Origin of the sequence: Polynucleobacter sp. SHI8 (assembly GCF_027944005.1) — a bacterium.
GTDB lineage: Bacteria > Pseudomonadota > Gammaproteobacteria > Burkholderiales > Burkholderiaceae > Polynucleobacter.
Genome location: NZ_AP027204.1, coordinates 2198101 through 2223825 on the forward strand (window position 1 = coordinate 2198101; position 25725 = coordinate 2223825).

General features: G+C 39.9%; 24 protein-coding genes. 16 read left to right on the forward strand and 8 right to left on the reverse strand.

The features are described from left to right. Genes lnt through QMN06_RS11030 form a run of 5 tightly spaced genes read left to right on the forward strand, consistent with a single transcriptional unit; the run spans position 1 to position 5871 of the window. Positions 1–1524, forward strand: coding sequence for an apolipoprotein N-acyltransferase (lnt, locus tag QMN06_RS11010; protein ID WP_281970164.1), 1524 nt, complete (start codon positions 1–3; stop codon positions 1522–1524). Between the two features lie 9 nt (positions 1525–1533). Further along, positions 1534–2433 carry a glycine--tRNA ligase subunit alpha gene (glyQ, locus tag QMN06_RS11015; RefSeq protein ID WP_281970165.1) on the forward strand — a complete coding sequence of 300 codons (900 nt, stop codon included), beginning with the start codon at positions 1534–1536 and terminating at the stop codon, positions 2431–2433. Then, entirely contained in the window at positions 2430–4580 is a 2151-nt protein-coding gene (gene glyS, locus QMN06_RS11020; RefSeq protein ID WP_281970166.1) for a glycine--tRNA ligase subunit beta, read from the forward strand. The genes glyQ and glyS overlap by 4 nt, the downstream gene beginning before the upstream one ends. Beyond that, positions 4577–5140 carry a D-glycero-beta-D-manno-heptose 1,7-bisphosphate 7-phosphatase gene (gmhB, locus tag QMN06_RS11025; protein WP_281970167.1) on the forward strand — a complete coding sequence of 188 codons (564 nt, stop codon included), beginning with the start codon at positions 4577–4579 and terminating at the stop codon, positions 5138–5140. The genes glyS and gmhB overlap by 4 nt, the downstream gene beginning before the upstream one ends. Beyond that, positions 5137–5871: a lysophospholipid acyltransferase family protein gene (locus tag QMN06_RS11030; protein WP_281970168.1), complete on the forward strand. Its 735-nt coding sequence runs from the start codon at positions 5137–5139 to the stop codon at positions 5869–5871. Before gmhB ends, QMN06_RS11030 begins: the two co-directional genes overlap by 4 nt. Here QMN06_RS11030 and rsmA read toward each other — a convergent pair. Genes rsmA through QMN06_RS11050 form a run of 4 tightly spaced genes read right to left on the reverse strand, consistent with a single transcriptional unit; the run spans position 5862 to position 11524 of the window. Beyond that, positions 5862–6671 (reverse strand): 16S rRNA (adenine(1518)-N(6)/adenine(1519)-N(6))-dimethyltransferase RsmA, encoded by an 810-nt coding sequence (rsmA, locus tag QMN06_RS11035; RefSeq protein ID WP_281970169.1) that lies wholly within the window; start codon positions 6669–6671, stop codon positions 5862–5864. The genes QMN06_RS11030 and rsmA overlap by 10 nt on opposite strands. After that, entirely contained in the window at positions 6652–7641 is a 990-nt protein-coding gene (gene pdxA, locus QMN06_RS11040) for a 4-hydroxythreonine-4-phosphate dehydrogenase PdxA (protein ID WP_281970170.1), read from the reverse strand. Before pdxA ends, rsmA begins: the two co-directional genes overlap by 20 nt. A gap of 3 nt (positions 7642–7644) precedes the next feature. Then, positions 7645–9165 (reverse strand): peptidylprolyl isomerase, encoded by a 1521-nt coding sequence (locus QMN06_RS11045; RefSeq protein ID WP_281970171.1) that lies wholly within the window; start codon positions 9163–9165, stop codon positions 7645–7647. Further along, a complete protein-coding gene (locus tag QMN06_RS11050; RefSeq protein WP_281970172.1) occupies positions 9158–11524 on the reverse strand; it encodes an LPS-assembly protein LptD in 2367 nt (788 codons plus the stop codon). Before QMN06_RS11050 ends, QMN06_RS11045 begins: the two co-directional genes overlap by 8 nt. Positions 11525–11558: 34 nt before the next feature. Here QMN06_RS11050 and QMN06_RS11055 point away from each other — a divergent pair, with 34 nt between their 5' ends. The 10 genes from QMN06_RS11055 (at position 11559) to ruvB (ending at position 21013) form a co-directional block, all read left to right on the forward strand. Next, positions 11559–12578 (forward strand): phosphotransferase, encoded by a 1020-nt coding sequence (locus QMN06_RS11055; protein ID WP_281970173.1) that lies wholly within the window; start codon positions 11559–11561, stop codon positions 12576–12578. 8 nt (positions 12579–12586) lie between these two features. Beyond that, positions 12587–13327: an N-acetylmuramate alpha-1-phosphate uridylyltransferase MurU gene (gene murU, locus QMN06_RS11060; protein ID WP_281970174.1), complete on the forward strand. Its 741-nt coding sequence runs from the start codon at positions 12587–12589 to the stop codon at positions 13325–13327. A gap of 9 nt (positions 13328–13336) precedes the next feature. Then, a complete protein-coding gene (locus tag QMN06_RS11065; RefSeq protein ID WP_281970176.1) occupies positions 13337–14695 on the forward strand; it encodes an aminopeptidase P N-terminal domain-containing protein in 1359 nt (452 codons plus the stop codon). Next, on the forward strand, positions 14692–15858 hold the full coding sequence (locus tag QMN06_RS11070; RefSeq protein WP_281970177.1) for an FAD-dependent monooxygenase: 1167 nt from the start codon (positions 14692–14694) through the stop codon (positions 15856–15858). The genes QMN06_RS11065 and QMN06_RS11070 overlap by 4 nt, the downstream gene beginning before the upstream one ends. Before the next feature lie 74 nt (positions 15859–15932). Then, positions 15933–16952, forward strand: a complete 1020-nt coding sequence (gene dusB, locus QMN06_RS11075; RefSeq protein WP_281971777.1) for a tRNA dihydrouridine synthase DusB — start codon at positions 15933–15935, stop codon at positions 16950–16952. A 3-nt stretch (positions 16953–16955) separates the two neighbouring features. After that, positions 16956–17207, forward strand: a complete 252-nt coding sequence (locus QMN06_RS11080) for a helix-turn-helix domain-containing protein (protein WP_281970178.1) — start codon at positions 16956–16958, stop codon at positions 17205–17207. Between the two features lie 28 nt (positions 17208–17235). Further along, positions 17236–18819 (forward strand): bifunctional phosphoribosylaminoimidazolecarboxamide formyltransferase/IMP cyclohydrolase, encoded by a 1584-nt coding sequence (gene purH / locus QMN06_RS11085; RefSeq protein WP_281970180.1) that lies wholly within the window; start codon positions 17236–17238, stop codon positions 18817–18819. Positions 18820–18822: 3 nt separating this feature from the next. Further along, positions 18823–19341, forward strand: coding sequence for a crossover junction endodeoxyribonuclease RuvC (gene ruvC, locus QMN06_RS11090; protein ID WP_281970181.1), 519 nt, complete (start codon positions 18823–18825; stop codon positions 19339–19341). After that, complete coding sequence (ruvA, locus tag QMN06_RS11095) at positions 19338–19919, forward strand: Holliday junction branch migration protein RuvA (RefSeq protein ID WP_281970182.1); 582 nt, start codon at positions 19338–19340, stop codon at positions 19917–19919. Before ruvC ends, ruvA begins: the two co-directional genes overlap by 4 nt. An 83-nt stretch (positions 19920–20002) precedes the next feature. Continuing rightward, positions 20003–21013: a Holliday junction branch migration DNA helicase RuvB gene (gene ruvB / locus QMN06_RS11100; protein ID WP_281971778.1), complete on the forward strand. Its 1011-nt coding sequence runs from the start codon at positions 20003–20005 to the stop codon at positions 21011–21013. Here ruvB and QMN06_RS11105 read toward each other — a convergent pair. After that, the gene (locus QMN06_RS11105; protein ID WP_281970183.1) at positions 21010–21675 is read right to left on the reverse strand and encodes a histidine phosphatase family protein; all 666 of its coding nucleotides are present in this window, start codon (positions 21673–21675) and stop codon (positions 21010–21012) included. The two genes, ruvB and QMN06_RS11105, sit on opposite strands and share 4 nt — an antisense overlap. 4 nt (positions 21676–21679) lie before the next feature. Further along, complete coding sequence (gene tyrS / locus QMN06_RS11110; RefSeq protein WP_281970184.1) at positions 21680–22918, reverse strand: tyrosine--tRNA ligase; 1239 nt, start codon at positions 22916–22918, stop codon at positions 21680–21682. A gap of 107 nt (positions 22919–23025) precedes the next feature. Between tyrS and QMN06_RS11115 the strand changes: the two genes are divergently transcribed. After that, a complete protein-coding gene (locus tag QMN06_RS11115; RefSeq protein WP_281970185.1) occupies positions 23026–24174 on the forward strand; it encodes an anhydro-N-acetylmuramic acid kinase in 1149 nt (382 codons plus the stop codon). 2 nt (positions 24175–24176) lie between these two features. Here the strand turns inward: QMN06_RS11115 and erpA are convergent, their stop codons facing one another. Together erpA and argC are read right to left on the reverse strand one after the other, a co-directional pair. Then, positions 24177–24548 (reverse strand): iron-sulfur cluster insertion protein ErpA, encoded by a 372-nt coding sequence (gene erpA, locus QMN06_RS11120; RefSeq protein WP_281970186.1) that lies wholly within the window; start codon positions 24546–24548, stop codon positions 24177–24179. Between the two features lie 67 nt (positions 24549–24615). Then, positions 24616–25674: an N-acetyl-gamma-glutamyl-phosphate reductase gene (gene argC, locus QMN06_RS11125; RefSeq protein WP_281970187.1), complete on the reverse strand. Its 1059-nt coding sequence runs from the start codon at positions 25672–25674 to the stop codon at positions 24616–24618. Between the last annotated feature and the right edge of the window lie 51 nt (positions 25675–25725).

Sequence of the window (25725 nt, forward strand, 5' to 3'; positions counted from 1 at the left end):
ATGTTTTTTTCGTCGAGTTTTTTTTACGCTGGCATTTTGGGCTTACTAACTTCGTTTGTAAGTGCATCGCAATCTGCTGGTTGGTGGCAAATGTTGCTACTTGCATTTTTTTGGCGCCTTAGCCACAAGCATTATTTTCATGGCCCTTTGTTTCAAGCAAAATTAGGGTGGTTTTTTGGTTTTGCCTATTTTTGTCATGGGTTATGGTGGATTTATGTCAGCCTGCACGATGTTGGAGGCATGCCAAACTGGATGGCGTGTGGTGGTGTTATCCTTTTATCCGGCTTTTTAGCCCTATTCCCAAGTCTTGCTAGTTTATTAGCTGGTCGCTTTTATGCGCAATCATATTCTGGTCTAGCGTGGGCTGCTTCTTGGACCTTGCTTGAGTGGCTTAGGGGCAATATTTTGACTGGTTTTCCATGGATTGGATTTGGTGACACGCAAGTCAATGGTCCTTTCATGGGACTTATTCCAATCTTCGGAGTTCTTGGGGCAACTTTTGCAGTTTTATGGGGGGCGTATAAGATTGGAAGCGCCCCAGGTAGATTATTCCTACCCTTGTTCTCCCTCGGTTTTCTAATTATTATTGTCTCTTTTTTTGAAAACTCAAGTTATACAAAACCTTTGGGCAATATGCTCGAGGTGAAATTACTTCAGGGTAATTTCCAACAAACATTGAATTATGATGAATCTGCCCTTCGTAATCAAAATAGCTACTATTTGAATCGTCTGATGGAAAGACCAACGAATTTAATTGTCGCTCCAGAAACCGCCATTACAATCCCTGAAAATGAACTCCCCCCCAACTGGAGTAAAGATTTAGAAAAATTTGTCAAGGAAACTCAAACCCATGTTTTAACCGGCATTATTGGCTATGAAAACCAACAATATGCCAATCAAGCAAAAGGTTTTTCCCCCGATGGGAATCCTTATTACTATACAAAAGCTCATCTTGTTCCCTTTGGTGAATATGTACCGCCTGGTTTTGAGTGGTTTGTAAGAGCCATCCAAGCACCTCTCAGTCAATTTAAGAAAGGAACTTTCTCTCAAGATTCTTTTAAAGTTTCTCGGGGCAATCAACCAGATGTTTACGGTGCGGTCATGATTTGCTATGAAGATGTATTTGGTAGTGAAATTGCCTCAAGGGTTCGCCGTGCACAACAAGCTCCCAACTTTCTTATCAATATGACAAATTTGGCATGGTTTGGCAAAACCTCAGCCCCATCACAACAGCTTCGATTAGCTCAATTAAGATCCTTAGAGACTGGCTTACCAACGGTTCGCGCCACCAATACAGGTTTAACCGCCATCATTAATGAACACGGTGTTGTCCAGTCTCAACTTCCCATTTTTGTGCAAGATCATTTAATTGGTTCGGTACAGCCTAGAACCGGTCAAACACCCTATGTTCGACTTGGTGATGCCCCCATATTATTATTTTCAGTATTGTGTTTAACACTCGCTTGGAACCAAAAAAGACGTCCCCAAACAATAGACTCAAAGTATGGTGCCTTGAAAGGTTAAAATCTTGTTATGAAAAAGACTTTTCAAGAAATTATTCTTACTTTACAAAATTACTGGAACAATCAAGGTTGTGCCATTTTGCAACCCGTCGATTTAGAAGTGGGTGCTGGTACTTCCCATACGGCGACTTTTTTAAGAGCAATTGGGCCCGAGCCATGGAAGGCTGCTTATGTTCAACCATCCCGCCGTCCAAAAGATGGGCGATATGGTGAAAATCCAAATCGCCTGCAACATTACTATCAATTTCAAGTAGTTCTTAAACCATCTCCAGATAATATTTTGGATCTTTATTTAGGGTCTTTAAGTGCCCTTGGACTTGATCTGCAGCAAAATGATATTCGATTCGTCGAGGATGATTGGGAAAATCCTACCCTAGGGGCTTGGGGGCTTGGTTGGGAAGTATGGCTAAACGGAATGGAAGTAACTCAATTTACCTATTTTCAACAAGTGGGTGGATTAGATTGCAAGCCAGTATTGGGTGAAATTACCTATGGTATTGAACGACTTGCGATGTATCTCCAATCTTGCGAGAATGTTTATGACCTGATGTGGACTGATCATATGACTTATGGAGATGTCTATCATCAAAATGAAGTCGAACAGTCGACCTATAATTTTGAATACTCAGATAGCAAATGGCTTTTTGAACAATTTCAAAATTATGAGGCTCAAGCGACTCGACTGATTGGTATTCCTTTAGCTTTACCTGCCTATGAAATGGTCCTCAAGGCTGCACATACGTTTAATCTCCTGGATGCCAGAGGTTCGATATCAGTCACTGAGCGAGCGACTTATATCGCTCGAATCAGAAACTTATCAAAAGCGGTTGCGCAGGCCTACTTCACATCTAGAGAACAACTCAACTTTCCTATGTTGAATAAAACGATTCAGAAAGACCTAGGCGTATGAGTCAGTTAGCCCCTCTTCTCGTTGAAATTTTTACAGAAGAATTACCTCCAAAGTCCCTTAAGCGTCTTGGAGAATCATTTTCTTCAAACATCATCAAAAGATTAACATTACTCGGTTTAGTTTCTAATCAAGTGTCTTATAAGTCATTTGCCACGCCTAGAAGACTTGCGGTTTTAATCGATGAGGTACTCGACAAGGCACCTGATGTTGCTGTTAAAGAAAAACTCTTACCTGTCTCTATTGCGCTACTAGAAAATGGTCAAGCCTCACCACCATTAATCAAAAAACTTGCCAATTTGGGTATAAACGAGGTTGTTCTCAATGATTTAGAGAGGCAGGGAGAGGGTAAAAATGAAGCCTTCTATATTGAACTTAATAAAGCTGGCGTTACTTTAGCTACTGGACTCCAAGAAGCAATTGATTTTTCTATTAGTCAATTACCTATTGCAAAAACAATGCATTACCAAATCCATCCAGGAACTCCCCATGAAGTCGCTGTTCAATTTGTCAGGCCTGCGCATCGCTTAATCGCTCTCCATGGTCCGAATATAGTTCCAGTTACCGCACTTGGACTTCAGTCTGGAAGAACGACTTTTGGGCATCGTTTTTTATCTAGTGGCCCTCTTGAGATTTCTCATGCAAACCATTATGAGTCTGAACTTCTATCCCAAGGAAAAGTGCTTGCTAATTATCAAGACCGCTTAGAATCTATCAAGTCCCAACTTATCTCGCAAGCTGGGCAATACTCAGTTTTGATGCCTGCATCTCTTTTAGAAGAAGTTGCATCTCTCGTTGAATGGCCAACTGTATATGCCTGTGAATTTGAGAAAGAGTTCTTGGATGTCCCTCAAGAGTGCTTGATTCTCACGATGCAAACAAACCAAAAATATTTTGCACTGACCAATACTGAAGGTAAATTAGTTAATCGATTTTTAATTGTTTCTAATATTGAAACCACTACCCCTGATTCAATTATTACTGGTAACGAGCGGGTTGTTAGGCCTAGATTATCTGATGCTCAATTTTTCTATCGGCAAGATCGCAAAACCCCTCTCATCAATCGCTTTGATGAGCTCTCTAAAGTTGTGTATCACAACAAGTTAGGTAATCAAAAAGAACGTATTCTGCGGATTTCTGCGATTGCTCAATACATATCTGAGCAACTTTCGATTCATTTTGCTGATTCTGATTCGGTGAGGCATGACTATCAATCGCATTGCTCTCGCGCAGCAATGCTCATGAAAGCTGACTTACTTACCGATATGGTAGGTGAGTTTCCAGAGTTGCAAGGCATTATGGGGCGTTACTATGCAGTTCATGACCAAGAAAATAATGAAGTTGCTGCCGCCTGTGCAGAACATTATTTACCTCGCTTTGCTGGAGATCAATTGCCAAGTTCAAGGGTTGGGCTCATTTTAGCTCTCGCAGATAAGCTCGAAACGATTGTTGGTATTTGGGGTATTGGGTTAGCCCCCACCGGTGAAAAAGATCCTTATGCTCTAAGAAGACATGCCTTAGGTGTTTGTAGACTCGTAGTGGAAAATAATCTTCCATTAAATTTTCAGGACTTACTGCGTTTCACCTTGAAACAGTTTGAGTCTGCTGAGGTTCAAAAAAATGCACTGATTCCTGAAATTCTGCATTTTATTAAAGAGCGTCTCAAGTCTTATGTAAAAGATTCGCAGGGAATTATTTTTAGCACCGAAGAGATTGAATCCGTTCTAGCTAATATCGACGGACAATTAAATGAGGTTCCAAAAAAATTATTAGCAGTTCATGCTTTCCAACAACTTCCAGAGGCCTCTATTTTGGCAAATGCCAATAAGCGCCTGAACAATATTTTGAAAAAAAATGCAGTCGAAAATACTGGCACTATTCAACCACAACTTTTCGATCAACCAGCAGAAAAAAAATTATTCTCGACTTTAGAGGACATTGAGCCACTCTTAACTAAGGCTTTTCATGCTCAAGATTTTCAATTATCACTTCAGTTATTAACAAAAGTAAGTTTGCCCATTGAAGAATTTTTTGCTGATGTGATGGTCATGGATCCGGATGAGAGTAAACGAAGAAATCGTCTTGCACTACTTAGTAAACTTTACCAACAAATGAATCAGGTGGCTGACTTAAGTCAACTTGCACAATGAAAAACGCTCATCAACCACTTGTCATACTTGACCGTGATGGGGTTATTAACCAAGACAGTGATAGTTATATTAAATCTCCGGATGAGTGGATACCAATTGAAGGAAGTCTAGAAGCAATTGCTAAATTAACCCAAGCAGGCTATCAAGTGGTTGTTTGTACGAATCAATCAGGAATCAGTAGGGGACTGTTTGATACAGACACTTTAAATGCTATGCATGAAAAAATGCATGCACTACTTGCTCGATTTGGTGGTGAGATTAACGCAATTTTTTTCTGCCCACATACGGATGAAGATGAATGTAATTGCAGAAAGCCAAAAACTGGCATGTTTGAAGAGATTGCGAAACGATTTAATTTAGATAAATCCCTTTTAGGCGTTCCCGTTGTAGGAGACTCACTCAGAGATTTAATTGGGCCTGTCACTCTTGGTGCAGAACCTCACCTTGTACTCACTGGAAAAGGTACGAAAACTCGTGAAAAAGGTGGTTTACCACCTTATACAGCCGTCCATACCAATTTGGCTGCATTTGTACATCACTTCCTGAATGTCGCGAAATGATTTATATCAGATCAGCAATATTTTTCTTATTTTTGATTTGTTTTACTATTTTGTATGCATTAAGTTGTTTTATTGTTAATCCATTTTTATCAATATCAGCCAGATATAACTATGTTCGAGGCTGGTCGTTCGGAGTAATCAAAGCCTTACAGTGGATTTGTGGGATTCGTTACAAAATCATCGGTATGGAGCATATGACTGCCATGCTCAATGAGCCTGTCATCTTGATGTCAAAACATCAGTCTGCTTGGGAAACTATTGCTTACATCTCTCTATTTCCAAAACAACTTTGTTACGTATTTAAAAAAGAATTATTGATGATTCCATTTTTTGGATGGGCAATGGCCATGCTCAGAATGATTCATATTGATCGATCACAACGCGATAAGGCTTCAATTGCCGTCGCCATTCAAGGCAAACAACGTCTCTCCGAGGGCTGTTGGATTATTATCTACCCGGAAGGTACCAGAGCACCAGTTGGGCAACAAATTCCCTATCGCAAGGGAGGTGCAAGACTGGCCGTTGATACTGGTGCAAACGTCATACCGATTGCTCACAATGCTGGTAAATGTTGGCCCAAAAATAGTTTCTTAAAATATCCAGGTAGTATTACTATTTCGATTGGCCCAGCGATGTCAACTATAGATAAAAATCCATCGGTCGTTATTCGAGAAATTGAAAGCTGGATAGAACACGAAATGCGTCAAATTGATTCAACTTCCTATTGTTGATTTGCTTGCACTAATTTATTGGCCCAAGATAAATAAGTAGGTCCATCGATATCTTGAGCGCGAGATCGCAGAATATGTTGATCTAGCTCCAATAGATCTTTATATTCTGATAAGTTGTTGGCTAAGACTTTCCTGCGTTGCGAAAAAGCTTTAGCAACAATTTTCTCTAATGCATTCCATTGCAGTTGACTCATATCAATATTTTTTTTGGGATACATGGCAACAATCGCTGAATTAACTTTTGGTGGGGGTTCAAACGCGGTTGGTGGCACTTCAAAACATAATTCCAGATGATATCGAATTTGTAACATCACTGAAAGTCGGCCATATTCTGAATCTCCAGGCTTGGCGACCATTCTATCGATCACCTCTTTTTGCAACATAAATATTTGCTCATCAACATGTTCAATCGCATCTATCAAATGAAACAGTAGTGGCGTAGAAATGTTGTAGGGTAAATTTCCAACAATTTTTAATCGGCCATTCGATGACGATTGTCGGATTTGCTCAAGCGCCATACTCGCCCAGTTTGCAAAATCATAATCCAATGCATCTGCTTGATAGATTGTTAATTGAGCTATATTTTTTTTCTGCCAAAATTCAATCAAATCTCGATCAATCTCAACAACTTCGAGAGATATACCTTGCTCTAATAATGGGAGTGTCATTGCACCTAAACCCGGTCCAATTTCAATAATACGATCTCCAGAACCTGGATGAATACGAGCGATGATGGCATCAATGATGGATGCATCCGTCAAAAAGTGTTGGCCGAATCGCTTACGTGCCTGATGAGCCATTTTTTACCATTTGATAAGCTAGCTGCAAGGCTTGATACATACTCCCAATATCTGCATTGCCATTTGCGGAGATATCAAGTGCAGTTCCATGATCAACAGAAGTTCGAATGATCGGCAAACCTAATGTTACATTTACACCTCGTCCAAAAGTAGCCATCTTAAGTGGGATCAATCCTTGATCGTGATACATAGCCAAAAATACATCCACTTGCTCGATATTTTTATATCTAAATAATGTATCTCCTGGAAATGGTCCAGAAACATCTATACCCAGAGCTTTGGCTTTTTGAATTGCAGGGGTAATTATTTCAATTTCTTCTCTACCTAAATACCCTCCTTCACCAGCATGCGGATTTAATCCTGCTACTGCAATACTAGGCTGAGGTAAGCCGAAGTAATGCTTACAACTTTGATCAATAATTTGAATTGTTTCTAAGATATCTTCTGTATTGATTGATTGCGCAATGTCTTTTAAAGCAATATGAGTTGTCGCTAAAGCCACGCGCATGAGGCAATTCGTGTGTTCTTTTGGTAAATCAATCTCGCCACACAACATCATGACAACTTTAGAAACTCCCGCCTTGCTAGCAAGGTATTCGGTATGGCCAGTGAAGTCCATGCCGAAGTCATTAATAATACTTTTTTGTAAAGGCGCTGTAACCATTGCATCATACTGATGCGACTGACATCCCTCATAAGCTTTATCTAGTAACTGAATAACATAAGAAGCATTTTTAACATTTAAACGCCCCAAGCGATTGGCATCAATTAAGGGAATATGGTCAATAGTTAATCTTGAAGATGTTTTTTCTGAAATATAGGGGTTAAATAATTGCTGATCACCAAGAATCTCTATGGAGACATCTTCTTTATCTTTAATGAACTGTTGAGCTGCTTGGAAACTAATTTGAGGGCCTATGCCTGCTGGCTCTCCAGATGTGATAACTAATCGAATAAGATCATTTTTCATATCCTATTTAGTCATAGTATATGGTGGTCTTAATTCAATGGTGGCATTATCTCTTAGCTCTCTGATCCAATCTTCATTCGCCTGGACTAACTTAGATTGTCTTAAGGCAGCACTCGCATACTCTTTTTGTTGAGCCGCCGTCACTTCAGACTGACGGCGATTAATCAATTGCACAATATGCCAACCAAATTCAGTTTGAAATGGGTCACTTAACTCCCCTGGATTTAAGCGACTTAGAGCAACATCTACCTCAGGTGGAACTTGTCCGGGAGAGATCCAGCCAAGATAACCTTGATTTTTGACCACATTAGGGTCCTCAGAATATTTTTTGGCAATGTCAGTAAAGTTGACTGTCTTCGCTTTAATTTGATCTCTGAATGTTTTTAATCTGCGAATAACCTCTTCTTCATTAGCGCCCTGTTTAACCGTCAACATCATTTGGTTCGCTTCACTTTGCGTAATAAAAATAGATTCTGATTTGTTATTCTGAGATGCGGTTGTCGAAGCACTTGATTTTCGATCCAACACTTTTAAAATATGAAATCCTGCAGCTGTCTTGATGACTTTGGGCGCTAAACCTCCAGCACTTAATCCATTAGTTGCTTCTACAAATACTTGTGGAAGACGATCGTTTGTACGATAACCTAAATCTTGTACACGAATAGTTTTATCTGAAGTCGCTAATTGATTTGCAAATTTCATGAATTCAGCTTCTTTAGACGTTTGATCGTAAATCGTCTGTGCTTTGGCTTGAAGTGCTAGGATTTCAGCATTACTAGACCCCGTAGGAATTGGAATCAGTATTTGAGCAATATCAATCATTTCAGGCTCTACAGTTCCTGAAGCTTCATTAGATTGTGGTCTTTTAATTTGAGTATTAATAAAGGCATCAATTTCAGCATCAGATATTTTTATTTTGCTGTCAACAGATCTTTCTCTATATCTAGAAATAACTACTTCTCGACGAATACTTTGTTTATATTTATCCCAGCTAGTACCACTTTTCTCAGTTGCAATTTTGAATTGCTCTAGGGTTAATTTATTTTGGGTGGCAATATTAGTAAGAATATTTTCCAGTTCTTGCTCTAAGACTCTCACACCCAAAATAGTTGCTTCTTGATACATAATACTTTCGTCAATGAGTCTTTCTAAGACTTCTTTTTGGACAACATCTTTGCTTGGTAAAGGTTTTTTTGCCTCGGTAAACTGCTTGGTTATTAACTCGACTCGATTTTTTAACTCATGTTCTGTTATCACTTCACGATTAACAACTGCAATCACACGATCAATATCATTAGGATTAGCTTTATTATTTACATCCTTATTTACAATGATTTGATTTGTATTTGTTGCCGCGGCTGTAGTTGAGGTTACTGCCGGTGTATTTGATTTTGCACTTTTTTTATCTTTTGTTTGTGAAAACGCACTGGCGCCAAGACAAGCAAATATACAAAAGGTAATTACATATTTCACGAATTGTTGTTGCGTTTGTAAATAAAACAAGTGGTTCTCTCTTTTACTCATAAGTTTCAAATCTAGTCAATGGTAACGGTTTTTGACTCACAGGTACATAGCCTGGGATATTCAATCGCATAATATCGATTGGATTATTACCCACTCCCGTTAACCCCTTAAATTCTAATTGGAAAAAAATCTGGGTTGTAGAGGTCTGAGATGTATTAACAAATCGATTTAAAGCAACCCTAAATGCCCAACAGTCTTGATCATACTCAAAACCAGCCAGTGTATTCAGGGTTTGTTGAGTGACTTTATCAAAGTTCCATCGTCCAATGGCATATAAAGAATTTGTTAAAGGCCATTGTCCAGAAAGTTCATATTGATAAATCGAAGTTGTCATGGCATTTGTGTCGTAATTATATCGATAACTTGCATTTAACATCTTGCGTGGTGCAGGGCGCCAGCTCGCAGTTGTTGAAGATTGGACTGTTCTATTTAAGTCTTGACTAAATTGGTTAGCAAAATCTAAGTTGATATTGCCACTCAAGCGAGTAGATAAGCCAAATAACAGGTCAGAATAGCCTGGGGGATTGACTTGGTCACCATACAAACCAACGCGCTGTCCTTTAAAGTCGAAGCGTTGAGCCACAGTACCTCGTATTCTTTCGACACCTGTATCTGCATCCAAAATTTTGGAAGATACTCCAACCGTCAATTTGTTATTGTCTGCAATTCGATCATTACCTACAAAGGTATTTTCAGAGAAAATTTGTGCAAATCCAAATCCTGCAGAAGCGGTATCAAAGAGTGGAATTTGGGTTTGATTCACATAGGGAGAATAGACGTAAAAAGCTCTTGGCTCTAGAGTAACTATCATATCCCTACCAAAAATAGACTTTAATTCTGGAGCATCTCGCTCAAAGAAAACTCCAGAATCGAGACTCATAATGGGTAATGCAAAACTTTGATTGAGTCCAGGATAGTTTTCATTACCAATCATATTGTAGGTGTTAGCTCGCACACTTATCTTTGGGGTTACGTAGTAGCCAGGCGTTGTAAATGGCATACTAATGCTGGTATTAATAAATCCGCGATCAGCAGCAGCATAGCCACGATTTGGGATTGCCAATCCAGGAGCATCAAGAGGTCCGGAATAACTAAATCGAGTCAAGTTACCTTGAAAGGTAAAAATGGAGCCATTCCAATCTAAATTACGATATAAAGCATTTAATTCTGGCTCACGATCATAAGGAGCTACAACAATATTGTTGGGATCGGGTTGTAGGGTTTGATATTTTTGTACTCGGGTCAAAAAGCTCCAACCGGAGACATTGTAGTTAACCCCAGCCTCTTGAGTAAACTGCCTCGTAACTGCTTGGCCAATCGTTCTTCCTAAATCATCGGCATAATTATCATCAGATACACGGCTGATATTGGCATATGCTGTAACACCAGATGCAATCAGTTGTTGATGTTGCCAAGTGTACGCCCAGCGACTAGCTCCATAAGAGCTGTCATTAGGTAAATACTCGCCCTTAAGTACACCAGAATAAGTTGGTTCTAAATAACGAAACTCGCCACCAAGTTGAACCCCTCTTTTAGACATATATCGTGGATAGAGTGTTAAATCTCGATTCGGTGCAATATTAAGGTAATACGGCGCAGTCATGTCAAGTCCCGTATTTGTGTTAACACCAATCGTTGGGGCTAAAAAGCCAGAACGGCGATTATCACTAATCGGTATCGAGAAATAAGGCATATAAAATACTGGAGTATTAAAAAAATGTAATACGCCATCTTCACCAGTCGCATCATTCGTCGACTGATCAATCAACATATCTTTTGAAGAGAAATACCAATCATAGTTTCCTGGATTGCAGGTTGAGTATGTTGGCTTCGTCAAATACGTACGATCTTCATCCAAGAAATCTGCCCGATCTGCATAGCCACTGCCTCGAGTCTGCTTAAGTTCATACTCTGGCTTTTCCATCCACCCCTGTTTAGAGTCCATTTGTATTTGCCCCTTAGGGCCAGCAAAAGAAGCTGTAGGTTTATTAATTTTTACATTACCCTCGCCCTTAGCAATATCCGTATCAAGGTTGTAATCTAATTCGTTCCCTTTAATCACAGTGCCATTCCGACGAATCTCAGCATCTTTTTTGAGGATCATGTTTCGATCATTCACCCCTTCGATTTCTTGACTTTTAGTGAAGGTCACTGCCTGATCGTCTGGAATTTTTACTTGTTCATGAATCTCGTCATCCAACTTCAAAGCAAGGGGTTTTTTCAAAAAACGTGAATTTTGCTCACTTGCACCGTAAACTGGCATTTGCATGCAAAATAATGCAATTGGCAAAGCGTATGCCCACCCACGCACTTGAAAATGGATGAACTGATGAAGGTGGGATGAGTATGATTTTGACATTTAATTCTCTAACCCATTTATTATACGAATCATTATGCAAGATACTCGTTTTGAATCCCTGAAACTTTGGTTAAAATCCCTGCCAATTGAGCATGGAATTGATATTAACTCTATTACACCAGCCTCCAGTGACGCCAGCTTCCGTCGATATTTTCGTGTTCTTACCTCTAATCCTGGATCCTCAAGCTTAATTGTGATGGACGCCCCAACGGATAAAGAAGATTCACAGCCTTTTGTCCATGTTGCTCAATTATTGCTTGAAGCAAAAATTGAGGTTCCAAAATTGCATGAAGTCAATTTGACCGATGGTTTTTTATTGCTTGGTGACCTTGGTACAAAGACCCTGTTTTCTGAAATTACCCCTGAAAATGCCCCACTTTTTTATAAAAAAGTAACACAATCACTGATAAAGCTTCAAAAAAATACCCAAACACATCAATTACCTTTATACGATGATGTCCTTTTAAGGCGAGAACTTCAACTGTTTCCTGACTGGTATCTCTCCAAGCATCTCAATTACCTAATGACAGAAAAAGAAGTTCAAGACTTAAATCATCTATTTGATAGTCTTATAGAAAATATCTTGCAACAGCCAAACGTATTTGTGCATCGCGACTTTCACTCACGCAATCTGATGATTACTCCCGATAACGAGATCGGTGTGCTTGACTTTCAAGATGCTGTAATGGGTCCAATTACCTATGATTTAGTTTCCATTTTCCGAGATGCCTATCTTGGCTGGACTGAAGAACAACAGGTCGATTGGGTAGTGAGGTATTGGGAAGCAGCAAAAAATGAAAATTTACCAGTTAACCCTGATTTTGGAGAATTTTATAAAGATTTTGAATGGATGGGTCTGCAACGTCATCTCAAAGTATTAGGGATTTTTGCTCGACTCTTTCATCGAGATGGAAAAGATGGTTATCTGAAAGATTTACCTTTGGTACTTAGTTATACAGAAAAAGTTGCGCAGCGTTACTCTATGTTTAGGCCGCTAGTAAGGATTTTAGATAATGCCCAAAAACGTCAACGACCTGATGGACTAACTTTTTAATGATGAAGATGACTTTTTTTTCAGATTTTCCAGTGATGATTCTTGCTGCAGGCCGCGGTGAACGTATGCGTCCCTTAACAGATCACTTACCCAAACCTATGCTGGAGATACACGGAAAAAGCCTGCTTCAATATCATCTAGAAGGATTAAAGAGGTATGGATTTGAACATGTTGTGATTAATCATGCCTGGCTAGGAAATAAGATAGAAGATGCTTTTGGCAATGGGCAATCGATGGGCTTAAATATTCAATACTCCAAAGAGGAGACTGCCCTAGAAACTGCTGGCGGTATTGCTCAAGCTCTACCTTTATTAAATCCAAGTGATTATTTTTTTGTGATCAATGGCGATACTTTTATTCCTCACTTTCCTTTTGATCGTATTCAGGATATTGTTGAACAAATCAGAATTGATCACTCTGAGGGGTCTCAAGCTTTACTTGCCTATTTATTTTTAGTAAAAAATCCACCGCACCATCCGCAGGGTGATTTTTATTTGTTACCACCAAAAATATTTTCCGACGATCAACTAAAAAATAATCCCCTTAGACAATCAAAATCCACTTTTTCTGGGGCAGGTATTTATCATAAAAGTTTGTTTGCAGATCTTGAAGTAAAGCAAAAGGCACCCCTAGCACCTCTTTTAAAAAAGGCTATGGGAAATTTATTAGTTGAGGGGGAATTGTTGTCCTGTGCATGGCACGATGTTGGAACACCTGATAGACTTTTAGCATTGAATCAAACCAATTAAGCAAACCATATGACGAACTCTTTTAACCTCTTCACTGCCCGTCGCGATGCCTTAGCACGCATGGTACGCCAAATATCAGGAAGCGGTATTGTCATCTTAAATACTTCTCCGGAGCTTTCTAGAAATAGGGATAGTGATTTTCCGTATCGTCACGATAGTGATTTCTATTACTTAACAGGCTTCGATGAACCGCAGGCTTATGTGGTCTTGCAAGTCAATCCGGACAACGTGATAAGTCATCTATTTTGTCGCCCGAAAAATATCGAGCGTGAAATTTGGGATGGTATTCGTTTAGGTCCAGAGGCTGCGCCTAAGGCTCTTGGAGTCAACTTTGGATATTCGATAGATGAAATCAATGTCGTTATGCCGGAACTCATGACGAATTTCATGCATATTTACTACCGAACTGCGTCCTCATCACAACTGGATGATCAGATGCGCGGCTGGGTAGGGCAACTGGCAAATAAATCACGTCAAGGGATACAAACTCCAACTGAATTTCATAACATTGAAAAATTAATTCATGAGCAACGCTTGTTTAAAGATGACTCTGAAATTTCTATTATGCGCAAGTCAGCAAAGATTGCGGCTCAAGGGCATCTTATGGCAATGCAAACTTGTAAGCCTGGACTGCAAGAATTTCATCTAGAAGCATCTCTTCTATATCAATTTAGAAAACATGGCGCGCAATCAGTTGCCTATAACAGTATCGTTGCTGCTGGAGAAAATGCCTGTATTTTGCATTATCGAGCAGGGAACTCTTTCTTAAAAGATGGTGATCTTTGTTTAATTGATGCTGGTTGTGAACTCGACAGTTATGCCTCTGATATTACAAGAACATTCCCTGTGAATGGAAAATTTTCAGCACCACAACAACAAGTTTATGAAATCGTTTTAGCGGCACAAGAAAGCGCTCTTGAAATGTGTTTTTCTGGCAATAACTTTCAACAGCCCCATGAAGCTGCGCTAAAAGTGCTTACTCAAGGTTTATTTGATATGAAGGTTCTGAACTACAATCAACATGGAAGTGTAGAAGATGCTATCAAGTCAGATGCCTATAAACCCTATTACATGCACCGAACGAGTCATTGGTTGGGGATGGATGTCCATGATGTAGGCTCCTATCGAGAGCCCAATGACCCTCATTTAGGATCGCGTATTCTGCGACCTGGCATGGTTCTAACTATCGAGCCTGGTTTATATTTCCGACCATCTCCTGAAGTTCCTGAAATATTTTGGAACATAGGCATTCGTATCGAAGATGATGTCGTGATAGGAGCCTCCAATTATGAAATTTTATCCCGTGATGTTCCCGTCAAAGTTTCTGAAATTGAATATTGGATGGCAAACGGATCTATGCAAATATGATCGATAAATTTCAATCGGCTCAGGTTGTGATTGAAGGAGCAGGTCCTGTTGGTCTTGCATGCAGTATTTTACTTTTACAAAACAACCCAGATCTCAAATTAATCCTGATTGATAAAAATCCCGCATCAGACGATTTCTTAGAAAATGCAGATACCCGTGGTATTGCAATATCAGAAGGGTCAAAACAGTTACTTCAAAATATGGATGCCTGGGTAGATTATGCACCAGCGATTCATCAAGTCCATGTATCACAAAAAGGTCATTTTGGTAGAACCGTGATGGATTGTACAGAAATTGCTCAACATGCTTTAGGTCATATTGTTCGTTACCGAGATATTCTTTTATCACTGCGCAATCAATTGCGGTATTTAGAATCTAAATCAAATTCTTTTATTTGGCTCAAAGATATTGATGCGACATTTTCTATGCCGAGTATTTCTTCTAATACATGTTTAATTCATGCTGACGGAGGACTGTTTCATGAACAATCGGCGAAGGATATTCATAAAGATTATGGTCAATCAGCATTAGTTGGGTGGTTAGACGTTAAAGATGTTAAACCCAATATGGCTTGGGAGCGTTTTACAGAAGATGGTCCAATTGCCATTCTTCCTCACCATCAGGGACAAAACACGAAAAACTTCGTATGGTGTGCGCCTAAAGAAAAAATTGATCAACTTACTCATCTCCCTGATCAAGAATTTTTAACACAATTAAAAAATGCTGTCCAATTACCTATTGGGCATTTTTTAAGTGTGAATCAAAGAAGGTCTTATCCTTTGGGTCTCAATATAAAAAAAGAAATTATCAAAGGCAATGAAGTTTGGATTGGTAATGCTGCTCAAACTTTACATCCCGTGGCTGGTCAAGGACTTAATTTAGGTCTACGAGATGCCTTTACTTTGGCGCGTTTATTAAATTCCATTTACGCAAAATCATCTATTGACTCAATCCATGATGTGCAAAGCACACTCAAAGAGTATCAAAAACAAAGGTCTCGGGATCGTCAAACCACCATTCAGGTGACTGATTTAATGGCGAGTGTGTTTACGTCTACTTTGTTCCCAATTGTCATAGGTCGTGGCATAGCGCTTTCTGCTTTGCAGTGGCTCCCGCCTATTAAGAGTCTATTAGCTAGACAAATGATGTTTGGACAACGGTAAATTCATTTGCCTAAATTTTAGGCAAATATTAAAAATTGTGCTAAAGTTCTCCTTCTTCCCATTTAACATGGTTAATTGTGTTTCTCGGTCAACATTATTTATCAAATCAACTATTTGTTGCTCCTATGGCTGGAGTAACAGATCGTCCATTTCGGCAATTATGTAAGCGCTTAGGTGCCGGCTATGCTGTATCCGAAATGATTGCTTCCAACGCCATGTTATGGAATAGTGAAAAAACTTTGCGTCGAGCCAATCATGATGGTGAAACTAATCCTATTTCTGTTCAAATTGCTGGTGCAGGTCCTGTCATGATGGCTCAAGCAGCTCTGTTGAATATTGACAGAGGGGCTCAAATTATCGATATCAATATGGGCTGTCCAGCAAAAAAAGTTTGTAACGTTGCCTCTGGTTCAGCCTTATTGCAAAATGAACCTCTAGTAGAAAAAATATTAAGTGAGATTGTTGGGGCCACACAAAAGTACCATCCTCTAGTCCCGATTACTTTAAAAATACGAACTGGATGGGATCGAGGGCATAAAAATGCTTTGCGAATTGCGCAAATCGCTCAGGATTGTGGGATATCTATGTTAACGATTCATGGTCGTACAAAAGCGGATCTCTATCTCGGTCAAGCTGAATATGACACCATCGCAGAAGTAAAAGCGTCTGTAAAAATTCCAATCGTTGCCAATGGTGACATCAACACCCCAGAAAAAGCAAAATGGGTTTTAGAACAAACAAATGCTGATGCAATCATGATCGGTCGAGCCGCTCAAGGTCGTCCTTGGATATTTCGTGAAATTGACCACTATTTACAAACTGGTACGCATTTACCACCACCCTCAATTTCAGAAATAGCGCACATCATGCATGATCATTTACTTGAACATTATGCTTTTTATGGAGAGTACATCGGCTTACGTTCTGCACGAAAACATATCGGCTGGTATTGCAAAGGCTTACGAAACTCTCATGTATTTCGTGCTCGTATGAACACGATTGAATCTTGTCAGGAACAACTCAATGCAGTTCGTGAATACTTTGATGAACTTGCTCAATTCTCTGAACGTATTGAATATTTAGAAGCGGCGTAAAACATGGAAGCAAAAAAACATCCTGTTACTGAAGTACTGGAGACCCATCTTCAACGTTATTTAGATGATTTAGGCGATATTCCGCCTTCTAATGTTTACGACATGGTTATTGCCTCTATCGAAAAGCCGATGTTACAACTGGTCATGCAACATGCTGAACACAATCAATCTTTGGCAGCACAATATCTCGGTCTGAATCGCAATACCCTGAGAAAAAAATTGCTAGAACATGGCTTATTAGAAAACAAATCCTAACATTTTTTATTTACCTTAAACCTATCTTATGATCAAAACAGCCCTTATTTCAGTTTCCGATAAATCTGGAATCATTCCTTTTGCAACGTCCCTTCATCAACTTGGTATTCGTCTAATTTCGACTGGCGGAACCGCCAAATTACTTGCAGAAAATAACTTACCAGTGATTGAGGTATCTACCTTGACCCAATTTCCTGAGATGCTTGATGGTCGAGTAAAGACCTTGCATCCGATGGTTCATGGTGGTCTTTTAGCCATCCGCGACAATGAGCAACATATGCAAGCGCTCAAGGAGCACGGTATTGGCACGATTGATATGTTGGTTATCAATTTATATCCCTTTGAAAAAACAATTGCACAAGAACACTGTAGTTTTGAAGAAGCGATTGAAAATATTGATATTGGCGGTCCAGCCATGTTACGTGCCGCCGCAAAAAATCATCAAGATGTGACGGTATTAATTTCACCAGAAGACTATGAAGTGGTATTGGATGAAATGAAGGCCAATCAAGGTCAAGTTTCTTTTGCTACCAATCTTCGCTTAGCGAAGAAGGTGTTTACCCATACGGCTCAATATGATGGTGCTATTGCTAATTATTTAAGCTCACTACCAAATAATCAAGCTCATCAAGAAAGATCCTTATTCCCTGAATCACTCAATTTAGGCTTTGATCGTGTTCAAGAATTACGCTATGGCGAAAACCCACATCAGTTAGCTGCCTTTTATAAAGATATCAAACCTGTTGCTGGCGGCTTGGCGAGCTACCAACAATTACAGGGTAAAGAACTTTCTTACAATAATATTGCAGATGCAGATGCGGCTTGGGAGTGTGTGAAGAGTTTTGGCAACACGATGGAAGTAGGTCAACCCGCCTGCGTGATTGTGAAGCATGCAAATCCTTGTGGTGTTGCTGTGGCACACTCTACCTTGGATGCTTATGAGAAAGCATTCAAAACGGATCCGACTTCTGCCTTCGGCGGAATTATTGCTTTTAATCGTGAATGTGATGGCTTAACGGCTCAAGCTGTTTCAAAACAGTTTGTCGAAGTACTCATTGCACCATCATTTACCGCAGAAGCACTTACCATTCTGAGTAATAAACAAAATGTTCGTGTTTTACAAATTCCATTATCTGGGGCACAAAATCCATTGGATTTAAAGCGTGTTGGTGGCGGAATTCTTGTACAAACTCCCGATGCAAAAAATGTGACGCTTGATCAATTGCGAGTGGTCACAAAAAAACAACCTTCACCACATGAACTAGAAGAAATGTTATTTGCTTGGAAAGTGGCTAAATATGTTAAATCGAATGCAATCGTTTTTTGCGCTAATGGTATGACGCTTGGAGTAGGCGCTGGTCAAATGAGCCGTATAGACTCTGCCAAAATTGCTGGGATTAAAGCTTCTAATGCTGGCCTTTCATTAGTTGGCTCAGTTGTTGCTAGTGATGCCTTCTTCCCATTTAGGGATGGTTTAGATGTGGTGGTAGCTGCTGGGGCAACTTGTGTTATTCAGCCAGGTGGTAGCGTTCGTGATGATGAAGTTGTGCAAGCAGCTGATGAGCACGGCATTGTCATGGTTTACACTGGCACTCGCCACTTTAGGCACTAATTAATGCGTGTCTTAGGAATTGATCCAGGACTTCGCACGACTGGTTTTGGAGTCATCGACTATACACAACAACGTTTGAAATATGTTGCCTCGGGTACTATCTCAACGGATAGTTCAACACAGTCTACACCTGAAAGATTGGGTGTTTTATTCAAGGGAGTTACTGAGGTTATTCAAACCTATCTTCCTGAATATGCGGCGGTGGAACAAGTTTTTTTGAATGTAAATCCAAAATCGACCTTACTACTAGGTCAAGCTAGGGGTGCTTCTATTTCAGCTATCGTATGTCAAGATATCGAAGTTGTTGAATTCAGTGCTCTTGAAGTGAAAAAAAATGTGGTTGGTCATGGTCGTGCCGCAAAATCACAAGTTCAAGAAATGGTGAAACGGTTATTATCTTTAAAAGTGGCTCCAGGAACTGATGCCTCTGATGCTTTAGCAGTTGCGATTTGTGGCGCCCATCAGTTCAGTATGAAACATCAATTAGAAGCAGCACATCTGAAGGTAAAGATTAAAACATGATAGGCAGAATTAAAGGTGTACTAGTGCAGAAAAGTCCTCCTCGAATCTTGGTCGATTGTCAGGGGGTTGGTTACGATATTGATGTGCCTATGAGCACGCTGTATCAACTTCCAGAAAATGGTTCCATTGTTACTTTGCTGACCCATCATTTGGTGAGGGAAGATGCGCAACAACTCTATGGATTTGCAACTGAATCTGAAAGAGAAGCTTTTCGGACCTTAATCAAAATTAGTGGGGTAGGTGCGCGTACCGCACTCACGATTCTTTCAGGAATGAGTGTTGCTGATATTGCACAGGCTGTGACACTGCAAGACTCCTCAAGACTTATGACGGTGCCAGGTATCGGTAAAAAAACTGCTGAAAGACTTCTTTTAGAGCTTAAAGGAAAATTTGGGGCAGATTTGCCCCATTTGTCAGATTCAAATCTGACTGCCCCTGCTTCCTCAGAAATCCTACAAGCTTTAATTGCTTTGGGCTATTCTGATAAAGAAGCTGTTTTAGCTCTCAAGCAGGTTCCAAGTGATGCCAATGTTTCAGATGGTATCCGTTTAGCCTTAAAAACACTCTCAAAAGCATAGCCTTTATTTAGGATTAAACTAAACGTATGGCAATACATACCGATCAACTCGACACACTTCCTGAACCCTCAGATGGACCTCGCATGATAGACCCTAGTTCTCTAGGAGAAGATCAGGTCATTGAGCGAGCTCTTCGCCCCAAACAGTTAGATGAATATATCGGTCAAAGTAAAGTAAGAGAACAACTTGAAATTTTTATCAGTGCTGCCAAAAGTCGCAGCGAAGCTCTAGATCATGTTTTATTATTTGGTCCTCCAGGTTTAGGGAAAACCACATTAGCTCATATTATTGCTAAAGAACTTGGCGTCAATCTTCGTCAAACGAGTGGTCCAGTACTTGATCGTCCAGGTGACTTAGCTGCTTTATTAACCAACTTAGAAGAAAATGACGTTTTATTCATTGATGAGATTCATCGCCTATCTCCTGTTGTTGAAGAAATACTTTATCCAGCGTTAGAAGACTACAGTATTGACATTATGATTGGTGAGGGAGCAGCTGCTCGCAGTGTGAAGCTCGATTTGAAACCATTTACGCTTGTTGGTGCCACTACAAGAGCTGGTATGCTCACAAATCCTCTTAGAGATCGTTTTGGGATTGTTTCAAGGCTAGAGTTTTATACCCATCATGAACTTGAAAAAATTATTCAACGATCAGCGAATCTTCTCAATGCGCCAATTACAAATGATGGTGCCATTGAAATCGCCAAACGTGCTAGAGGAACACCTCGGATTGCGAATCGTCTTCTGCGAAGAGTACGTGATTATGCTCAAGTCAAAAGTGATGGCACGATTTCTAGTACAGTCGCAGATGCAGCACTAAAGATGCTAGATGTTGATCCTGTTGGTTTTGATGTCATGGATCGAAAACTTTTAGAAGCTATTTTGTATAAGTTCTCTGGTGGTCCAGTTGGGGTTGATAATCTTGCATCAGCGATTGGGGAAGAGAGAGATACGATTGAAGATGTGATTGAACCTTATTTAATCCAACAAGGATATCTGCAAAGAACTCCCCGCGGGAGAATTGCTACCAAACTCACCTACGAGCATTTTCAATTGGTGCATCCCGGTGATTCAGGGAATTTAGATCTCTCTTAAGGCAACAACCAAGGAACAGAAGGTTTTCCGGAATCTACCTCATCAAGAGACTTTAGATTTTGCAAATGAGAAACATCACCCCATGACTCGACTGTAAATTCGGATCCGGTAAAACGTAGACGATTTAAACTCGTATTGAGAAGTTCTACTTTTCTTTTTTCCGAAATGTCCATTTGTGTGGCATGGCGGTACATACAATCTAATACTCCACCATGGGCAACAATTAATATGACTTGTCCTTCATGGTTCTTTGCTATGCGCTCAAAGCTGCTGGTAATCCTTGAATAAAACTGTCTTAAAGACTCTCCACCTTGTGGCTCAAAGTCTGGCTCTCTGCTATTCCATGCACGATGATTTTCCGGTAATTTCTCTTCAATCTCAAGGTAAGTCATACCTTGTATCTCACCATAACAACGCTCTCTTAATTGCGTATCAATAAATGTAGGTACGTTGTGATGCGCTGTGATAGTGTTGGCGGTATCTAATGCCCTAGATAAATCACTAGAGTAAGCTACATCAATTTTTTCTTTAGCTAAGGCTTGACCTAGCAGTTGCGCTTGAATAACTCCTTGTTCATTGAGGCCAATATCAAGATGACCCTGTAAACGTTGTTCTTTATTCCAGTCGGTTTCGCCATGGCGTACTAAAAGTATGTGTGTCATGAATTTATTTCTTTAGATTTACTTTTACAAATTTACGTTTTCCAACTTGCAATACAAAAGTGCCTTCATTGATTTGTAGTGACTTGTCAGATATAACGGTGCCATCAATTTTTACACCGCCTTGTTCAATATTACGATTCGCTTCTGATGTCGAAGGTGCTAGCTGAGTCATTTTTAAAAGCTGTGCTATACCAACTGGAGCGCCACTTAAACTTACCTCAGGTATATCGTCTGGGATACCGCCCTTCGCCCGTAATTGAAAATCTTCATAGGCTTTTTCTGCGGCCTCAGAACTATGAAAGCGACTCACGATTTCTTTTGCAAGTGCCACTTTGGCATCTTTAGGATTTTTTCCCTGCGCTATTTCACTCTTCAAAACTTCGATCTCTTGGATAGATTGAAATGACAACAGGTTGTAATACATCCACATTAAATCATCTGACACACTTAAAATCTTTGCGAACATTTGATTAGCTGGCTCAGTAATACCAATGTAGTTACCCTTGGACTTACTCATCTTTTCTACGCCATCTAAACCCACCAATAATGGCATCGTTAAAATGCACTGTGGCTCTTGTCCATATTCTTTTTGTAGCTCACGTCCTACAAGAAGATTAAACTTTTGATCTGTTCCACCAAGCTCTAAATCGCTTTTTAAAGCGACTGAATCATATCCTTGCATCAGTGGATACAAAAATTCATGGACTGAGATGGGGATTCCGCCTTTATAGCGTTTCGTGAAGTCATCGCGCTCTAACATGCGCGCAACGGTATATTTTGCTGCGAGTTGAATCATTCCTGAAGCACCAAGCGGTTCACACCATTCGGAGTTATAACGCACTTCTGTACGATCTGGATCTAATACCAAACTTGCCTGTTGGTAATATGTTTGCGCATTTTTGGCAATCTCTTCTTTCGTCAAAGGAGGTCTAGTGTTATTTCTGCCAGAGGGATCGCCAATCATGCTGGTGAAATCACCAATCAAAAAGATAACCGTATGTCCTAAATTTTGTAGTTGTCGTAATTTATTTAATACAACGGTATGCCCTAAATGAATATCGGGCGCTGTTGGATCTAGTCCTAATTTAACTCTTAAAGGAGTTTTAGTAGCAATGCTTCTAGCTAATTTTTTTACCCAATCAGATTCGACAATGAGTTCTTCGCAGCCTCTTTTGGTTTGCTCAAGAGCATTGAGAACTTCGTCTGTGATTGGGTAGTTGTTAGGTGTATGATGAGAAGTCATTTTTGATATAAAACTTTGATTAGTGAAACATACTTCATAGAAGTCATGATGTTGAAATTCAATTAAACTATATTTTTGTATTACTGATATTTTACCTGTCTATACAAATGACTAGTCACAAAGACCAAAATTCTCAACTTTATATTGGCATCATGTCAGGTACAAGCATGGATGGAATTGATGGGGTTTTATGTTCAATCAATCCAAATGGTCAAGCCGAAGTATTGGTTCATACGAGTGCAGCTTTCTCTTCTGATCTCAAAACTGTTCTTCATGAACTCCAAGCCCCAACCCATAATGAATTACATAAAGAGGCTTTAGCTGCAAACCAGTTAGCTCAAGAGTACGCATTGATTGTCCACCGAATCTTAGAATTAGCTTCTTTAACACCAAAACATATCGTTGCCATCGGTGCCCATGGCCAAACTATTCGTCATCAACCCATCTTACCGAATGGGGTTGGTTATTCATTACAGTGCCTGAATGGCGCATTACTTGCTGAGCTTACCGGTATTGATGTGATTAACGACTTTCGAAATCGAGACATCGCGGCTCAGGGTCATGGTGCCCCTTTAGTGCCCGCTTTTCATCATTCACAATTCGGTAACTCTGATTATTCAAAGGCGATTCTTAATCTTGGTGGGATTGCCAACCTCACACTATTAAAGCCTAATCAACCCATTCTAGGTTTCGATACTGGACCTGGAAATTTGTTATTAGATGCATGGATTTATAAAAATAAGCATCTGAACTATGATCATCAGGGCAATTGGGGCCGCTCTGGTCAAGTAGACACTGAAATTCTCCAGATTCTGATGAATGAGCCCTACTTTTCTTCTCCAATACCGAAAAGTACTGGGCGTGATTTATTCAATCTAAATTGGCTTCTCAATACAATGAGTTTATGCAGTTCAAAACCTTCTGCTGAGGATATTCAAGCAACTTTAGTTGCTCTTACTGCAAAGACAGTCGTCTCATCACTATTTACTTATTTGCCTGACTGTCAAGAACTGATCGTCTGCGGTGGGGGAACCAAAAATCTCTTTTTATTGGAGAGTATTGCGCGTATGTGTAAAGAACATACATCTTCTTTTACGTTAATGACTGCTGAAGAACTAGGACTAGACTCTCAAACCATTGAAGGGATGGCTTTTGCTTGGTTGGCTTGGTGCTTTACCAGCAATACAGCATCAAATATTCCAGAAGTAACTGGTGCAAAGGGCCCAAGAATCTTAGGCTCCCTGCACCGTAAATAGAACTAAGCTGAGAACGAGGATCCACATCCACAAGTGGTTGTGGCATTTGGATTTTTAATGACAAATTGTGAACCATTGATATCTTCTTTGTAATCAATTTCTGCGCCAACCAAATATTGATAACTCATTGAATCTACCAACAACGTAACACCATTTTTTTCAAACTGTGTATCGTCTTCATTAATGTCTTCATCAAATGTGAATCCATATTGAAAACCTGAACATCCGCCGCCTTGAACAAAAACACGTAATTTCAACGCGTTATTACCTTCCTCAGCAATCAAGTCAGCAACTTTTGTAGCAGCATTGTCCGTAAAAATAATCGGAACTGGTGGCTCTTCAAAAGACGTTGTAACTTCTTGTGTAGCAGACATATAAACTCCTTTAAATTACTGTATAACTCTATTCTAGGCTTCTTTTACCCTTACTGCACGAATGGGATTAGGGTAATAGAGCGATTTGATGCAGTCCCATATTTTCTGGGAAGCCAAACATTAAATTTAAACATTGAATACCTTGGCCTGAAGCACCTTTTACAAGGTTATCTTCAACAACTAAAATAACTAAAGTATCTCCACCGCTTGGGCGATGTATCGCAATTCTCAATTGATTGCTACCTCTTACAGATCGAGTTTCTGGATGACTTCCAGCAGGCATTACATCAACGAATGGTTCACCACGATAAAAATCTTCATACAATGCCTGAAAATCTATGCCCTGAGCTTCCGGTAAGATTTTTGCATAAAGAGTGGAGTGAATACCACGAATCATTGGCACCAAATGTGGCACAAAAGTCAATTTAACATCATCGTGTCCTGCAATGGCTTTTAATCCCTGCTCAATTTCAGGGAGATGGCGATGTCCTTTTACCCCGTAAGCTTTGAAATTATCACTTGCTTCAGCAAGCAATGTACTCACTTCTGCTTTTCTGCCCGCCCCTGAAACACCTGATTTTGAATCAGATATTAAATATTGCGTATCTACTAATTTTTTACCTTGAGTAGATTTTGGTGATAAGAGCGGCGCAAAACCAAGCTGTACAGAGGTTGGGTAGCAACCAGCTAATCCCACAACACGAGCTTTTTTAATTGCCTCACGATTGATTTCTGCAAGGCCGTAAACGGCCTCTTCTAAAATTTCTGGGCACTGATGTGGCATTCCGTACCACTGTTCAAATACCTGAGTATCTTTTAATCTAAAGTCAGCTGCCAAATCTAGGATGCGCACATTAGCAGCTAAGAGCTCTTTTGCTTGTGCCATCGCAACTCCGTGAGGCGTTGCAAAAAACACTGCATCACATTCATTTAACTTAGCATCTTCAGGTGTACTAAATGCGATATCCACTCTACCGCGGAGCGAAGAAAACATATCTGACACTGGCATACCCGCCTCTTTACGGGAAGTGATAGCTGTTAACTGAACCTCTGGGTGCTGAGCCAACATTCTAAGTAACTCTACACCGGTATATCCCGTTCCACCAACAATACCAACTTTAATCATATTCTCTCCTAAATATCTAAATCAATTTATCTGAGTATCTTCTTATTGTAT

Coding starts and splice junctions, on each gene's coding strand:
- glyQ (WP_281970165.1), top strand. CDS start 1,534: ATGAAAAAGACTTTTCAAGAAATTATTCTTACTTTACAAAATTACTGG.
- QMN06_RS11030 (WP_281970168.1), top strand. CDS start 5,137: ATGATTTATATCAGATCAGCAATATTTTTCTTATTTTTGATTTGTTTT.
- argC (WP_281970187.1), bottom strand. CDS start 25,674: ATGATTAAAGTTGGTATTGTTGGTGGAACGGGATATACCGGTGTAGAG.
- tyrS (WP_281970184.1), bottom strand. CDS start 22,918: ATGACTTCTCATCATACACCTAACAACTACCCAATCACAGACGAAGTT.
- erpA (WP_281970186.1), bottom strand. CDS start 24,548: ATGTCTGCTACACAAGAAGTTACAACGTCTTTTGAAGAGCCACCAGTT.
- QMN06_RS11050 (WP_281970172.1), bottom strand. CDS start 11,524: ATGTCAAAATCATACTCATCCCACCTTCATCAGTTCATCCATTTTCAA.
- purH (WP_281970180.1), top strand. CDS start 17,236: ATGATCAAAACAGCCCTTATTTCAGTTTCCGATAAATCTGGAATCATT.
- QMN06_RS11105 (WP_281970183.1), bottom strand. CDS start 21,675: ATGACACACATACTTTTAGTACGCCATGGCGAAACCGACTGGAATAAA.
- QMN06_RS11045 (WP_281970171.1), bottom strand. CDS start 9,165: ATGAGTAAAAGAGAGAACCACTTGTTTTATTTACAAACGCAACAACAA.
- ruvA (WP_281970182.1), top strand. CDS start 19,338: ATGATAGGCAGAATTAAAGGTGTACTAGTGCAGAAAAGTCCTCCTCGA.
- murU (WP_281970174.1), top strand. CDS start 12,587: ATGACTTTTTTTTCAGATTTTCCAGTGATGATTCTTGCTGCAGGCCGC.
- glyS (WP_281970166.1), top strand. CDS start 2,430: ATGAGTCAGTTAGCCCCTCTTCTCGTTGAAATTTTTACAGAAGAATTA.
- pdxA (WP_281970170.1), bottom strand. CDS start 7,641: ATGAAAAATGATCTTATTCGATTAGTTATCACATCTGGAGAGCCAGCA.
- lnt (WP_281970164.1), top strand. CDS start 1: ATGTTTTTTTCGTCGAGTTTTTTTTACGCTGGCATTTTGGGCTTACTA.
- ruvC (WP_281970181.1), top strand. CDS start 18,823: ATGCGTGTCTTAGGAATTGATCCAGGACTTCGCACGACTGGTTTTGGA.
- gmhB (WP_281970167.1), top strand. CDS start 4,577: ATGAAAAACGCTCATCAACCACTTGTCATACTTGACCGTGATGGGGTT.
- QMN06_RS11080 (WP_281970178.1), top strand. CDS start 16,956: ATGGAAGCAAAAAAACATCCTGTTACTGAAGTACTGGAGACCCATCTT.
- ruvB (WP_281971778.1), top strand. CDS start 20,003: ATGATAGACCCTAGTTCTCTAGGAGAAGATCAGGTCATTGAGCGAGCT.
- QMN06_RS11065 (WP_281970176.1), top strand. CDS start 13,337: ATGACGAACTCTTTTAACCTCTTCACTGCCCGTCGCGATGCCTTAGCA.
- QMN06_RS11115 (WP_281970185.1), top strand. CDS start 23,026: ATGACTAGTCACAAAGACCAAAATTCTCAACTTTATATTGGCATCATG.
- QMN06_RS11070 (WP_281970177.1), top strand. CDS start 14,692: ATGATCGATAAATTTCAATCGGCTCAGGTTGTGATTGAAGGAGCAGGT.
- rsmA (WP_281970169.1), bottom strand. CDS start 6,671: ATGGCTCATCAGGCACGTAAGCGATTCGGCCAACACTTTTTGACGGAT.
- QMN06_RS11055 (WP_281970173.1), top strand. CDS start 11,559: ATGCAAGATACTCGTTTTGAATCCCTGAAACTTTGGTTAAAATCCCTG.